This window comes from Tateyamaria sp. LSS28 (genome assembly GCF_059611725.1).
In genome coordinates, this window is the sequence record NZ_JCAPFI010000002.1 from 580737 (window position 1) to 595203 (window position 14467).

The 14467-nt window shown below is 60.3% G+C and carries 14 protein-coding genes; 4 read left to right on the plus strand and 10 right to left on the minus strand.

Annotated features, from left to right (window positions below; translation table 11 throughout):
• Positions 1–227: 227 nt before the first annotated feature.
• The 8 genes from AC53L6_RS07420 to AC53L6_RS07455 all read right to left on the minus strand — a co-directional run bounded on the left by AC53L6_RS07420 (position 228) and on the right by AC53L6_RS07455 (position 8613).
• Positions 228–1271, minus strand: coding sequence for a glycosyltransferase family 4 protein (locus AC53L6_RS07420; RefSeq protein WP_496907375.1), 1044 nt, complete (start codon positions 1269–1271; stop codon positions 228–230).
• Positions 1268–2803: an ABC transporter permease gene (locus tag AC53L6_RS07425; RefSeq protein WP_496907376.1), complete on the minus strand. Its 1536-nt coding sequence runs from the start codon at positions 2801–2803 to the stop codon at positions 1268–1270. The genes AC53L6_RS07420 and AC53L6_RS07425 overlap by 4 nt, the downstream gene beginning before the upstream one ends.
• Positions 2800–3543, minus strand: a complete 744-nt coding sequence (locus tag AC53L6_RS07430) for an ABC transporter ATP-binding protein (RefSeq protein ID WP_299605126.1) — start codon at positions 3541–3543, stop codon at positions 2800–2802. Before AC53L6_RS07430 ends, AC53L6_RS07425 begins: the two co-directional genes overlap by 4 nt.
• Positions 3544–3567: 24 nt before the next feature.
• Positions 3568–4557 carry an ABC transporter substrate-binding protein gene (locus tag AC53L6_RS07435; RefSeq protein WP_496907377.1) on the minus strand — a complete coding sequence of 330 codons (990 nt, stop codon included), beginning with the start codon at positions 4555–4557 and terminating at the stop codon, positions 3568–3570.
• Positions 4554–5459 (minus strand): lysylphosphatidylglycerol synthase transmembrane domain-containing protein, encoded by a 906-nt coding sequence (locus AC53L6_RS07440; RefSeq protein ID WP_496907378.1) that lies wholly within the window; start codon positions 5457–5459, stop codon positions 4554–4556. Before AC53L6_RS07440 ends, AC53L6_RS07435 begins: the two co-directional genes overlap by 4 nt.
• Positions 5456–7069, minus strand: coding sequence for a sulfatase-like hydrolase/transferase (locus AC53L6_RS07445; RefSeq protein WP_496907379.1), 1614 nt, complete (start codon positions 7067–7069; stop codon positions 5456–5458). Before AC53L6_RS07445 ends, AC53L6_RS07440 begins: the two co-directional genes overlap by 4 nt.
• Positions 7066–7788 carry a CDP-alcohol phosphatidyltransferase family protein gene (locus tag AC53L6_RS07450; protein ID WP_496907380.1) on the minus strand — a complete coding sequence of 241 codons (723 nt, stop codon included), beginning with the start codon at positions 7786–7788 and terminating at the stop codon, positions 7066–7068. Before AC53L6_RS07450 ends, AC53L6_RS07445 begins: the two co-directional genes overlap by 4 nt.
• Positions 7789–7881: 93 nt before the next feature.
• Positions 7882–8613 carry an endonuclease/exonuclease/phosphatase family protein gene (locus AC53L6_RS07455; RefSeq protein ID WP_496907381.1) on the minus strand — a complete coding sequence of 244 codons (732 nt, stop codon included), beginning with the start codon at positions 8611–8613 and terminating at the stop codon, positions 7882–7884.
• 132 nt (positions 8614–8745) lie between these two features.
• Here AC53L6_RS07455 and AC53L6_RS07460 point away from each other — a divergent pair, with 132 nt between their 5' ends.
• The 4 genes from AC53L6_RS07460 to AC53L6_RS07475 all read left to right on the plus strand — a co-directional run bounded on the left by AC53L6_RS07460 (position 8746) and on the right by AC53L6_RS07475 (position 11436).
• Positions 8746–9324 carry a YceI family protein gene (locus AC53L6_RS07460; protein ID WP_496907382.1) on the plus strand — a complete coding sequence of 193 codons (579 nt, stop codon included), beginning with the start codon at positions 8746–8748 and terminating at the stop codon, positions 9322–9324.
• 841 nt (positions 9325–10165) lie between these two features.
• Positions 10166–10741, plus strand: coding sequence for a type III PLP-dependent enzyme domain-containing protein (locus AC53L6_RS07465; RefSeq protein ID WP_496907383.1), 576 nt, complete (start codon positions 10166–10168; stop codon positions 10739–10741).
• Between the two features lie 45 nt (positions 10742–10786).
• Entirely contained in the window at positions 10787–10954 is a 168-nt protein-coding gene (locus tag AC53L6_RS07470; RefSeq protein ID WP_496907384.1) for a hypothetical protein, read from the plus strand.
• Positions 10955–11058: 104 nt separating this feature from the next.
• Complete coding sequence (locus AC53L6_RS07475; protein ID WP_299210410.1) at positions 11059–11436, plus strand: hypothetical protein; 378 nt, start codon at positions 11059–11061, stop codon at positions 11434–11436.
• 593 nt (positions 11437–12029) lie between these two features.
• On the opposite strand, the gene AC53L6_RS07480 is transcribed toward AC53L6_RS07475, so the two are convergent.
• Both AC53L6_RS07480 and AC53L6_RS07485 read right to left on the minus strand, forming a co-directional pair.
• The gene (locus AC53L6_RS07480; protein WP_496907385.1) at positions 12030–13595 is read right to left on the minus strand and encodes an isochorismatase family protein; all 1566 of its coding nucleotides are present in this window, start codon (positions 13593–13595) and stop codon (positions 12030–12032) included.
• Positions 13596–13607: 12 nt separating this feature from the next.
• Positions 13608–14459, minus strand: coding sequence for an N-acyl homoserine lactonase family protein (locus AC53L6_RS07485; RefSeq protein WP_299747527.1), 852 nt, complete (start codon positions 14457–14459; stop codon positions 13608–13610).
• Between the last annotated feature and the right edge of the window lie 8 nt (positions 14460–14467).

The window sequence follows — 14467 nt, forward strand, 5'->3', positions numbered from 1 at the left end:
CCTTGGTGGTTACGACGTGCCAGAAACCCTCCCTTATCAAATCGCCCTAAACTGTTCCAATGGCGCTGACGTCAGACAATCACGTGAACCAGATGTGCCAGACCCTCTCTTGGATCAGGCAGCCATCTGTCCCAAAACATCTGACGACGGACACGCCGCTTCCAAAAAGTCTGACACATGTTGGCATCTCCGACCGCCAGCGACAGCGCTGGTAGTCGGGCTGACGGTCACGCGGACTTCACCTTCGCGATGACGTCTGCGAATATGCGTGCGGTATGCCTCCATCGCGGAAGAGCATCGGATCTTTGGGTGGAGAGGCGGGACAACTCTTCGGCTCTCTTGCGGTCTTGCAGTATCAGTTGCGTTGCGTGTGCGAGGGCTTTCGGATCATTGGGCGGAACCAGAACGCCAGCATCCCAAACAGTATCGGGCACAGCACCGACGCGACACGACACCACCGGAAGCCCGAATTGCATCGCCTCGCTCAAAACCATGCCGTAGCCTTCGTAGCGGGTCGCGAGGACGAAGACGGATGCCGCATTGAACAGCGATGACAGAGCGTTTTGGTCGATCTCTCCCGCGAAGTGCACGCGTTCATCGATCCCGAGATCGCGGCACTGACCGCGAAGCGCGGCTGCATAGACGGGATCATGGGCTTTGCCCACGATGCTGGCCTGCCATGGCATATCGCGCAGGTGACCCAGTGCGGTCAGCAGGACGTCGTGGCCCTTGCGCGGGGCGAGCAGTCCGACCGACAGGACAAGCGGTGGATCCGTCGGGCTTCGGTTGACGACGGGCCTGTCGAAGCCGGGTGGTGCAATTGTGACCCTGTTTGCATCGGCATCGAAGTCACGGCAGAGGACGCGGGCGGTTTCCTCACTTGGAACGATGACATGGTCGACGTGACGCAAGGCCGCTGCCTCGTTCTGCAATAGAAAAGCCGCACGCGCAGCAGGCAGCCCGGTTTCGAGCCCGAGCGGATGGTGCGCCATGGCGATGACCGGCGCGCTTACCTTGGCCAAACCGTCCGGGTCGATGGCGCCAAAGACGAGGCCGTCGAGGATGATGGGGCGGTGATCAGGGACGGCGCGCAGGGCCGCGAGGGTGGCGACCATATCGGACGGGGTTGGATCCGGGAAGCTGTCGGGCAATTGCAGATGCTGCGTGGCGCAACCGATGTCGTTCAGCTCTTTCAGCACGCGCGCTTCGTAAATGAACCCGCCGGTGCGGCGATCCTTGTCGCCAGGGATGGCGAAAACAGCCTGTGTCATGTCACCTGCTCGCTTGCATAGGTCCGAAGGACGGCGCGTTCCAGTGCGGCAACAAGCGCATAAAACCCCACCGCGACGACCGCCAGCACCGCAACGCAGGCCCACAGCATGTTATAGTTGGACGTGCTGGCCGTCATGGCCATCAGGACACCGATCCCCTTGCCCGTCGCCAGCCACTCCACCGTCGTGACCGCCAGAAGGGCCGACGGGACAGCCATGCGGGCAGAGGCGAAGAAGGCGGGAAGCATGGCGGGGATCTGGGCCGCACGCAGCAGATGCCAGCGCCCAGCCCCATAGCTCTTGAACAGATCGACGGTCTGACCCGGTGTCTGGCGCAGCCCCTGGAGGCAAGCGACAAACGTAGGGAAGAAGATCATTACCACAACAACAAAGATAGTTCCGATCAAACCGCGTCCGAATGCCAACACCAAGAGTGGCGCTGTGGTGATAGTCGGCACGGCGCGCAGGGCGACCGCAACGGGCAGGGCCGCGCGGGACAAGGGCGGCCACAGGACCAGTACAGCCGCCAGCCCGGCCCCCAAGGCCAGTCCCGCAAGATAACCCGGCAGTGCAAAGGACAGGGTTTCGGACAGCGCCGCCAGCAGGGTGTCGCGGTTCTGGGGGTCCGTCAGGAATGCCCACACATCGCCGGGCCGTTTTGCGAAGAAACGGTTGAGGCCGAACGCGTCCATCGACAGTTGCCACAGGGCAAGGACCAGGGCCGCGATGAGTGCCACTTCAGCAAGGCGCGCCCAGGGTGGTTTGGGCATGGACGCGGCGGGCGCAGACAAAAGAATGACCGGTTTGTAGCCGACCATCCGTTCGCCCAGTTTTCCGATCAGCGCGTAGGCGGCCAGCGCGATAAGCGCCGCGAGCAGCGCGAGCGTCCACGTCGCGTCGGTATCCAGCCCGCGCATGGCACGCAGCGTCAGCACGCCGAGCCCACGTTCGGCCCCGGTGAACTCCCCGATCATCGCGCCGAGGAAAGCGGCGGGTGCGCTGATCTGAAGTCCGACAAACAGGTAAGGTAGGCTTGCACGGGCGCGCACCCGAACGAGCGTTGAGACCGCACCGTGCCCGTAGACCTGCATGAGGTCAGTCCAATTCTGCGAAACAGCACGCAAACCAACGAGCAGCGCCAGCAGCGTTGTGTAGTACACGGCGAGCGCGGCCAGCGTGATCTGGGGCCCCTGCCCCGGCCCGAACAGCACCCGCAGGATCGGGCCACTGGCAATCAGCGGTACGCAGAAGACCAGCAGGGCCAGCGCGGACAGCGCGCGTTCGCTGCGCGGCACCAACATGATCGCAGCGGCCAGCACCATCGCGCCAAGATTGCCCCAAAGAAAGCCCCACGCCGCGTTGATCGACGTCTCGGCCATGGCACGGGCAAGCAGCGCGGCATTGTCGACCATGTAACGTGCAATCGCTGTTGGACCGCTGACGAGAAAGCCACCTGAACTGATGCGAGCAATGCCCTCCCAAATCGCCAGGGCGAGGAGGATTGACGCGGTATGGCGCAGCGCGGCGGTCATGGCTGCTCCAACGCGGAAAAGACTGCGCGTGACAGGGCCAGAAACGCAGGCGTATCGAACAACTCGCTGTCACGTGCACCCGTTAGGTCGATTGGAATGTCTGCGACGAGCCGCGCAGGCCGTGGCGACAAGACCAGCACACGGTCGGACAACAGGACCGCCTCTTGAACGGAGTGGGTGACCAGCACCACCGTAGCCCCGCGCGACCGCCAGAGCGGCGGGAGCTCTGCGTTCAACCGCCTGCGCGTCATCGCGTCGACCGCGCCAAAGGGTTCATCGAGCAGCAGAACCTCCGGTGTCGAGACGAGGCTGCGCGCAATTGCGGCGCGCTGGCGCATCCCACCTGACAGCTCTGCCGGACGGTGGTTGGCAAATCCCTTCAATCCAACAAGGTCGATCAGCGCATCAATGTCGCCAGCAGGTTTGCGCGCCAGTTCCGCGCCCAATGCAACGTTGGCGCGCACGGTGCGCCAAGGCAAAAGCGTCGGGTCCTGAAAGGCCATTGCCACTCCGCCCCGCCGGGCCACGGCGCGGGGTATTTCCGCGCCCAACAGGATGGTGCCGGTGTCCGGAGCCTCGAGCCCCGCGATCATCCGCAGGATCGTCGACTTGCCACAGCCCGAGGGGCCCACAAGCGCCGTGGTCTGCCCGGCAGCAAGTGTGACAGAGAATGGCGCGACCGCGGCCGTCGCGCCAAAGCTCTTGCTGACGTCATTGCAATGGATGTCGACGCTGGCCATGCCCGAACAGACCTTGGTTTTCAGTCAGCCGTGCACCTCTTCGAGCAGGGACCGATCCCACAGGTCTGCCGGCACATCCTGCCCCAGCAAGGCAAGCGTCTCGATATTTGAAGCGACGGTGTGGTCGGTGAACCAGCCGAACCCGCTCTCTTCGGTCAGGTCGCTGAACATAAGGGGCACCTGACGCGCGGCCTGTAGCTTTTGCGCTTCGAGATCGAGGCCCGCATCGGGGAACATCTCGACCGTCAGTGCGGCGGCGGCGTCGGTGTCGGTAAGGTAGTCATTCCACCCCATGACCTCGCCCTTGAGCAGGGCCACGAGATCGGCGCGTCGGTTGGCCAACGTGTCTTCGGTCGTGATGTACGTCTGCGAATGCAGGGCGTAGCCGTGGTCGGCCATCAGCATGGTGGTATTGTCGACGCCCTGCACGGTCATTGCCACGGGCAGGTCCGTCTCCCAGCACAGCAGACAGTCGACCTGACCAATGACAAGTGGGGCCGGATCATACTGGGTCGGGACAATTTCGATGTCGTTGATGTCCACGTTATTCAGCGTGCACAGCGCCTGTAGTACAGGCGTATTGGCCACGGCCATGCCGATCCGCTTGCCGACCAGATCATCGGGCGTGTTCACCGGGTTGCTCGCCAGTGACGCGATGGCGAAGGGGTTTTTCTGCATGGCCACGGCGATGATCTTGAAAGGCGCGCCCTGGGCCACCGCGGCGGCGGTGTAGTCGGCAGCCGAGATGCCAACCAGTGCCGCGCCCGAGACCACGGGCGGCTCAACCGGCGCGTTGGGTCCGCCTTGGCTGAGCGCGACATTGAGGCCGAGGTCGCTCCAATATCCCTTGTTGGCGGCGATGTAGCTGCCGCCGAATTGGACGGAATGGAGCCACGACAGCTGGAAATTGACGTCACGCGCCGCAAAGGCGGGCACGCCCGCGGCGGCGGTGGCGACGCCTGCGGCACTGGTTTGCAGAAAAAAGCGGCGGGTGAGATGAGCGGGTTGTGTCATGGTAGGTCAGGTTTCCCTTTGGATGAGGCAGTGTCGAGAGGGGGCTGTGCGACGAGTATAACCGCTGCGGGCAGTGCTGCGGCAAGCAGGACAACGCCGTAGGTGATGCCGGTCGCGACACCCGCGCTGGCAGGGGCTCCGATGATCGGAAAAAGAGCGGCGGCCGCCCCTTCACGCCATCCCCAACCGCCGACCGATAGAGGGATCAGCATCGCGCAGAGGATCAGCGGGATCAAGGTTGCCAGTGCTTCGGCTGGCATGATGACGCCGGTTGCGCGCGCGCAGGCGTAAAAGCCAAAAACGAGACAAAGCGTCGTGATCAGGCCATGCAGGATCACCACAGGGCGGCGCGTCAGCTGAAAGGTCATGCGGAGAAATCGGCCGGTTGCGTTTTGCAATCTCGACACCGCTACGGCAACGATGATGCAACCTGCGAGGGCGGTCATCACCACCCGCCCCAGTTGGCCAAATTCAAGGCCACCCGTCACCAAAAGCGCCACAGCAAAGCCAACGAACATAAACGCGAGGACCGCAATCTGGCCCAGCAGGCGCTCGGCCATGACCGATTGTGCGGCGCGGTTCAGGTCCGCCGTGTGCCGCGCGCGGACGGCTCGCGTGACGTCGCCTGCGACGCCGCCGGGAAGCACCGTGTTGATGAGTTGAGCGAGATAATATTCGCGCACGGCCACCGGATAGGTGATCTGGACGCCGATTTCGCTTGCCGCGATTTTCCAACGGCTTGCCATTGCGAACGTGGACGCCGTGATTGCCAGCAGTCCCAACGTGATCCACATCATGTCGGCGTTTTGCAACCGTTCCACCACCGCTGCAGCATCGGTCCACCACAACAGCACGGCAAGGCAGGCTGTGGAGACGACAAGCTTGAGCCAGCGGACCGTCACCGCGACACGACCTTTGAAACGATGTTTCTGGAAAACGCGGAAAGAAAGTCGTTTCTGAAACTGTCCATCCGCCGCACTGGCCCATCCGCTGCGGGGATCAGGCCGTCGGTCCAGTTCCAATCGGCTATGAGGTCCAGAACCGCAGGTGGACCGATCATGTGAACCGCGACGTCCATATTGTCGCTGCCCGCCACAAACCCTGCGGCCTGATGATCGCCCGCGACGATCACGAGTGGCGCGGCTTCGCCAAGACGGGCCACATGCGAAAACGTCGCTTGCAACACATAGTTGACGGACCGACGATAGGCGTCGCGCACGGCATCCCGGTCGCGCCACAGCTCTTTGGGTGCGGGACCGCGCGCCGCCATGTCGTTGAAGATCGTTCCGTCTCCGATCGCTGCCCACGGCACCATGTCCGGGATCGGGGTCCACGGGGCGTGAGAGGAGATCAGGGCGATCTGAATGAAATCCGGGCCCGGGTCGCCGGGCAACAGGTCCGGATATGCGGCCAGTGTGAACTGGTCGGGCATCGTCACCCAGCGAAACTTGTCCCCCTTGTAGGGAATGTCGGCTGCGGGAAAGACCTGATCAAACCCCATAACAAGGCTTTCGGGCCACCCCACCGTGATTGCCGGCATGATGGCGGACGTGCGGTAGCCTGCGTCCTGTGCGAAGTGAAAGAGCCACTTGTGACCGCTGGCGAGCATCGCGTTGTAGCGCCCGTTGTCTGACGTCCAGAGCCCGCTGGCGAGTGCACCGTGGGCAAGCCAGCTTTGACCGCCAGACGTGGGCGAGGTCAGCCAGCTGCTTTTCATGGCCATGCCGGTCTGGGCGATTTCGGCCTGTGCCGCGCGCAGCGTTGCAAGATGCGTCGGTGCGTAAAGCGGGTTGTCAAAGCTCGCGCGGCCATAGCTTTCGATCCAGATCAGGATGACATCGCGGCCCTCGAGCCGATCAAGAATCCCGGTTGCATCGGCATAGGCGTCAACGCGCGCGTCTTGCGCAAAGCGGGCCAGTTCGACGGCGGTTTGCTGCACTTCGATCCCGCGTTTAAGGGTGAGACGCGTCGTCCACGCCGTGCCCGGGGGGCTTTTGTCGAACCGCCAATATTCAAGGTGGTGGCCCGCATCCGCCGCCGCCCAACCTGCACCAAAGAGTGCAAGCACCGCCGCCGAAATCCGCAACGGTCGGGCGGGTGACAGACCGGCCCAGATACGCAGGCTTCGTTCGAGCGCGACAAAAAGCAGGATCAGCAACAGGACAACGCCGATCACGGCCAGCACGGTCAGCACGCCACCGACACTGTCCCGCAGCAGCGATAGCCCTGCCCAGATCAGGAATGTGTCGAGGATCGGGTTGAACGTTCTGTTGAAAGCGCTGAACATCGCATAATCGGCCACCTTGATCACAACCGAGACCACGAGAAGCAGTGCCAGAAAATACGCCGCCCCAAAGCGCCGTCCGAAAGCAACCGTCGCCAGCAGCAGGACGGGCAATTCCAGCGGCCAGCGGTTCAGCGCGCTCCACTTCATCGTGCCGGGGTGGTTCGGCAAGACCAGAACGGCGAAGATGATCGCCGCCGCAAGTGCAAGCGCCGCCACCCGTATCATGCAGCACGTCTCGCCAGCCAGAGGATGTCAACGAGGAAGGACCAGCCTAGCAGCAGCACGGCGCACACTGTGACGGGCAGCACAAGCATCTGCGGCGTGAGTGGAAAGATCAAAACGATCAAAGCCGTGATTTGAACCACGCAGATCGCCTTCCGTCGGAACGCGTCGGGCAAAGGGGCTTGGAGCGCCGGCCAGATAAAGCTTGCACCGAGAAATGCGTAGCGCATGAATCCGAGGAGCAGTATCTCGGGGCCCGTCGTGCCGCTCGCGAGCAACCACAGGGAGATGACTGCGCCCAGCCCCGCATCCGTTTCCATGTCGAACCGCGCGCCGAAGTCGGACACAAGGCCCGCGCGTCGCGCCAACCAGCCGTCAATCCCGTCGAGCGCAAAGGCGGCGACGGCCAAACCAAACACCACCCACACGGACACCCCGGGGACAAGCACGGCGCCAATCAGAAAGGCCACCATCGCAGCCCGCAGCAAAGTGACAACATTGCACAGGCCCAGCACCGGGTGCGGGTAGTTTTGGATCAGACCGTAGGTTGCGATCATGACAATCGCCGCGAAGACCAGAACCGGCCCGGTCAGCGTGCCAAATGTGTAGAACGCCGCCAGCGCCAGCGCCGCGCTGACAAGGGCGGATACGGCAAGGAACGTGCTGACGGGCGCCTGCCCTTCGATCCGCTGCGCAACGATTTGTGGGGTGCTAAGAAACATTTGGTTTTCCATTCTTTCCGCCGCAATACCTAGGTCTTTGGCTGCCGTCTGACAGTTTGAATAACACTTGAGCCGGTGGAATATTCAGCCCTGTCACGGAACTGTGACAACGGCCTCGAGCGGCAGGTGATCCGATGCGGCGGTCATCTCGGCGGATGTCACGGCCCGGATCTGCTGCACCTCGCCCGGAGCTTCGGTCAGGATACGGTCGAGCGGCAAGAACGGCTGCGCGCTGGGAAAGGTGGGGCGCACTGGACCCCGCAGGCGGGTGCCGACCAGACGACGGTCAAACATCAACCCACCCCAGGGTCGCCATTCATTGAGATCCCCCAAAAGAAGGGTCTGCATTTGCGGTCGGCGACGCAGGTATTGTCCAATGATGCGCATTTGCACGATCCGCAGCGGCTGGAACAGTGACAGATGCGTGCTCATGATGCGGACTGAACGGCCCTCGAACAAGGTTTCGACCGAAACAGCCCCGCGGTGGCAATGACCCGGAAGGTCGATGACATCGGTGTGCGTGGGAGTGAGTGCAGGCGACAGGAATAGGATTGTGCCAAGGAACCCATCGCTCTGCGGTCCCCAGCGCAAGGCAGGCTCGTGAATGTAACTAAGCCCAGTGCTTTTGGCGATTTGATCCACGTGAAAAATGCGCGCGTGTGGGCGGCATTCTTCGTCCGCCTCCTGCAAGGCCAGAACATCAAGACCTCGCGGGGCCAGTTCCCGGTCGATCGCGTTCAGAATACGCGCGGGATCAACTCTGCCGTCACTGCCCTTGCCGCGGTGGACGTTCCATGTCGCGCACCGAAGTTGCCCCGCTCGCATTACATTTACCTGCCCTGCTGCACTAACGCCCTATATATCGGATACAACATGTAGATCGCGCAACGCGGGTGGCGAAGCTCTTTCACGTACGACCCGCCCTGCGCCCCAGACAGGATGAACAACCCGATGCGCATGCCCCTCATCGCCGCAACCCTGACAGCGGCCTTTGCCACCACGGCGCACGCCGACATGGCGCGTTATGAACTGGATACCGAACACACCAATGTCTACTTTACCATCGAGCACATTGGCTACGCCCGTACCTTGGGGATTTTCACTGACCTAAGCGGCGCATTCGACTATGATGTCGATATGCAGGAATTGAGTGACGTGGCGGTGACCATCGACGCGAGTTCGGTCAACACGTTCAATGACGCCCGTGACGGGCATGTGCGCAACAAAGACTTCCTGCATGTGTCGGCGCACCCGGACATCACCTTTGTCGCCAGTGGAGGCACTCCGGCCGGGGATACGACGGGCACTGTGACGGGGGATCTCACCATTTTGGGCGTGACTCGACCCGTGACGCTGGACGTGACTCTCAACAAGGTCGCCGACTATCCTTTCGGCCACAAGAGAGAAGTGTTGGGCTTGTCGATGACCACCACGATCCTGCGCAGTGATTTTGGCATGACCTACGGCGTCGACAACGGTCTGGTTGGCGATGAGGTTCGGATCAACATCGAAACCGAAGCGATGAAGATGGAGTGATGTCAGGACCAAAAACGTTCACGCATCCGACATGCGTTGAAGCTGCATCGAAAGATAATGCAACAAAAATAGCATGCTGAAATCCCTACCGATCTGCGTCTGAGGTATCCGCACTGCTCCAGTGATCAGTTTCCGTACGGTTCGCATCCCAATGGGCCCCTCCCATTGGTTTCTGAAACCAGACTTAATGTGGCTTTATGCAGGAGGCGTTGCGGCCGTTCTGGACATCGCCAATGGTGTTTGGGGTCCTCGCGCGCGTCCTGATCATCCACCCGATCAACGTGACCCATTTCATCGGGGTGCAGCGCGCTGTAGACAACTCGATCTCATCCATTGTCACTGATGTAAGTGCACAGTGGTCAGTCGCGATCCACGTCACCGCCCCCGCGGTGATCTGGTTCGGTTTGCCGTTCGGATGGGGGTTCCTTGCCACTAATGCAGAAGAAATGACGCGTTTGTTGATGGTACACTGGCGCGTAACGCAGGTCCTTTGGTTGCGGAGGACACAGCCAGAAACGAAGGTTAGAGATCGTGTCCGATGCGGCGCAGTATCTGTAAGACCCATACCCGTGGTGACGAAGGGAACGGCCCAAACCGGACTTTCGACCCAGGTTCAAGATACTGTATTGCGGCGGTCTTATCGGTCGTTCACCAAAAGCACGCGATACCAGCTGTTGCGGAAGTTGGCAGCGCGGAACTTTTATAGTTGGCCCAATCTTTCCATAGCAACTGTTCACCCACACTATGATCACTCAGTTCAGTCCCTAGGCGATTGGGTTCATCGCAATCGCCGTTCTGATCTTTCCCACTCTGCCTAGCAGTTCCGTCTTTTCGGCATCTGTTGCAGAACTGGTTAAATCAACAGCCGCCAGCGCCGATCTCCATGCATGTAATTGCCGCGCACGATTGTCACCCTCACCTGCGCCTTGGGGAAGCAATACTGCTTTGCGTCGATCCGATCACAGAGGATCAGATTGGCGGCATGTTTCGAGATGCCTTCACGCTTCTCGCTGAAGTTATCGAGATGGACGCCAAGTCTGTGCGTCCATTCCTCGGCTATACTGATCCTTCCGTTGCAAAAATTTACCTTGTCCCAAACAACTCAGAAACGACGAGGCTGCTTCTTTCCATTGGGCATCAGGACGCGGGTGCGACGGGCCTCAAAATGCCTCCTGGAAGTACGCTTATCGGTGCAACAAGCAATCATCTAGTCATTGGCACGAAAGATCCGACGCTCTGTGTTGGATCGGGAATGCGGTTTCAGATGATTTATAGCACTTTGATGCGCGCCATGGCCGCCCCGGATATTCAAACAAATCTACGCAATGACCGGCCGGGGCCAAACGCACACGATGCCTATGGCCAAACAAACACCTGGCATTGGTTTGAACGACCTTGTTCAGACACGCCTTGGTGAAACCAAAGAGGAGATTGCCACGTTGTAAATCTGACAAAAACAAGCGTGTTCAAAGCGCAAGGTCCCAATGTGGAAACACCGTTGGAAAAGACAACCCGCATCGTTCGAAAGATGGTCGAAGAAGAGGCCGAGCAGCGACAAGCCAAGAACGACCGTTTCCGCAACGCGCGCCTCGAACGAGAAGCGAACACACCGACGAAGCCATCAGGGTAGTGCAAAAGACAGGTTTACCCAAAGCCGTCAAAAAGCGCTAACACACTCGTTGCCCGCTCTTTTTAAGCTTCAGAGACGTCCCGACAAGCACGAAGGATTTACTCATGACACACGTAGGCAAGAGCGCAACAAAAGTTCGTTATATCTGTCAGACATATATGGAACAGAAGCCCGGGCGTGACGGGCAAGCAAGCCTGAAAATTGGCAAGCAATTTCAACATTCAACGGCAGCAGAAGCCCAAAATAGAGCCAAACGGGAAGCCCAGTCCCAGGATTGCGCGGGGGCTGATGCTTATGTGATCTGTGAGGACCCAGACAGTGGCGAAGTCGGATCGCCTAGCTTCCTTGTCAGGCTGGGGAATGTCCCGGAATCTGATGACTTTTGGAATTCTGCAGCTAGCCTCAGCTCAGCCCACAAGGCATCTCGCACCCGACACACAATGCAGACCTTTTTGGTGCCTGTAAAAAAGATCGTTCCATAACAATGGGTCGAGTTCGCTAGAAAAGCGGCCACTGGCGCAGCCGCAGCGAAAGCACGCTAGTCCGCCTTGCGGTCATCGGCGCAAGTTACGGCGAGACCTCCTGAGAGCCCATTTTACCGAATGCTGTGCTACAGACGAATGACTGCTTTCGGGTGTTTGCGGACCTTCAACTTGGATTGCACACGATTTGCACCCCCCCCTGTGGCTACAACCTTGATTCAGGTGGACAGTCTCATTCCTCCATCGGGGCGACGGACAGACAGTCTCGCTGCCTCGGTGGCTGCGATGTTGGGCATTCCTGAAGCTCCTACGGTCCGCGATTTGATATTTCCCAACATGCGGCACACATACTGCACACGAATTGGGGCAGTCCAGCCCCCCAAAAGCGAAGCGCAATGGCTGGGTGGGGCTTTGATCAACGTCCCCTGTTCTACACTCAGGAACGACAAAGGGCAGCTCTTGGCAGCACACGTGTTGCTGGCTGAGCCATGTAATACCCGTTTCGTGGCGTTTCTCGATACGTCCAGATCTCGGTGCTTCAGGCCTCGAAGCACCGGGTAAAATTGTCAGCGATCCATGCTCCGTATCTCGGCCTAGCTCAGGGCTGCGATGACCGCGTCGGTGTTTGTCACCAAGGCCACGTTTGTCATCGCGTATTCGATACTTGCCCGATGCCAGTCGGCGTTCATGGTCGAACATCCGTCTTCGGGGATGACCATGACATAGCCTTTGTCGGCCCCTGTGCGGGCTGTGTGTTCGACGGACATGTTGGTCCACGCGCCTGTTTCAATAAGGATGTCGCGACCTTCGGCTTTGAGGATGGTTTCAAGCGAACTGCCTTCCCACGCGCTCATACGCATCTTTTCGATCACGTGATCGCCGGGCATTGGCTCCAGCCCCTCCACGGGCGCTCCGCCCCATGTTCCGCGCACGAGCGCGTTTTCATCCAGCGTGGCCTCGAAGAGCGGCGCATTGAGCGTCAGGCCAGCAGCCCCGGGGCTCACAAGAAAATGCACGTGGATGACCGGCACGCCCAGTGTGCGGCAATGTGCGGCAAGTCGGGCAGCGTTGGGAATCGCGTTCTGCTCGCGGCAGTGTTGGGGGCTGCCCGAGGCGGCAAAGGCGCCGCCTTCCATCACAACGTCGTTCTGCATGTCCTGAATGATGAGCGCACAGCGCGTTGGGTCGAGCCGCAGCGGTTCATCCCCCGAAGCCGGTACCGGTTGGGCACCACTTGCGGGGCGCGCGCGCATGAACGGTTCGTTGCGGGGGCCGATCTTGACCGGGATTTCGTAAACGCTGGTCGAGGCCGCAACATAGAGCGTGCGCCAGTCCACGCCGCCCCAATGCAAGTTTGCCGCAAGTTCCGGGATCGACACCTTACCGATCAGCTTGCCAGTGGGTGCATAGACCCAAAGGCCACCGGGTGCGGTGACCCAGACATTGCCCTCGGCGTCACATTTCATGCCATCGGGCACACCCGGCAACAGGCTGTCGCGGATGCCACTGGCAAAAACGCGGCCATTGACCAGCCTGCCGCCACCTTCGACGTCAAACACACGGATATTCGCCTGCTCCGTGTCGTTGATGTAGAGTTTTGACTCGTCCGGGCAAAAGCACAGCCCATTGGGCATGGTCAGCAGATAGCGGTCAACCACCAGTTCTGGCTCGGCCCCAGGCGTGTGATCGGGCGGCAGGCGGAAAACGCCTTGCCAACCAAGATCGCGCGGGCGTTCGACCCCGAACCCGGGCATGCGGCCATACCAGGGGTCCGTGAACCAGATCGATCCATCGGATTTGACCACGACGTCATTGGGCGAATTCAGTTCTCGGCCCTCGAAATGCGTACAAAGCGTCTCTTTCTGCCCGCTTGGGCGCATCCGCGTAACGCTCGACGTGCTGTGTTCGCAGGCCACAAGATTGAGGTTTGCGTCATAGGTCATGCCATTACCCTTATTGGACGGGCGCAAAACCTCGCGCACACCAGCGGTGTCATAGCGCCGGCGTACGTCCCCGGGCATGTCGGAGAACAGCAGATATTGCTCAGCCGGATGCCAGATCGGGCCTTCGGTAAAGGTGCAGCCTGACGCAATCTGCCTTACGGGTGCGTGTTGATCGATCAGGCGATCGAATGCGGGATCAAGAGCGTCATGCGCCATAAAAACAGACCTTTATGCAGGGAACCAGTCGCGGCGTGGCACGGACTGGCTGACCGGCCCGGGCACCACCATGTCAAGGCGCCCAACCACCTGACCGTTCTCCACCTTGGCGGGTTTATCATGGATGGGCAGAAGGAATTTTGCGCCTGAATACATCAGCTTGCGGATCGCGCCCTTTTCCTGTCGCTTGGTGTTTCCGTGATTGCCGGTGACCTGATACTCCTCAGGCCCAAACGAGCGCATTGGATTGATGATCTGGTCGTTGAAGTCGTAGATGACGTCGCCGCAGATTGTCGCACGGCCTTCGTCGGTGTCGACATGCACATTCATCGACCCTTCGGTATGCGCGCCTGCGGCCTCAAGAAAGACGCCGGGGATAAGCTCCACAGGCCCCGATATCTCAAGGTCTTCAAGCCGCAAGGCACCCGGATGATGCAGACGTTCGACAAGGTGGATGATGTCGGGTTTGGGATATTGCGGATGCATGAGCCCAGAGACGGAGTATTCCAACTCGCGCCGGTTGATGACAACGGTGGTGTTCATGGAAAAGTGGTCGTCTTTGCCCGCGTGATCGATGTGCAAATGCGTGTGCAGAACATAGCGTACATCGCCCGGTTTCACGCCGTGATTGGCCAGTTGCCGTTCGATCATGTTCTCGTGGAACTGCAACCCACGCATGCCCAGCGTTTCCATGATGGCGTTGTCGCGATATCCGGTATCGACCACGATGGGCACTTGCCCGCCCAGGATCAGAAAGCCATAGACGGGCACACGCCGCGTGCGTCCGCAATCCCGCCCGAGAACGAGAAAGCTCGATTCCAGTTCGATGTCCCCGTAGTCGAGTATCCTGATTTCCAAACCCATCTGTCATC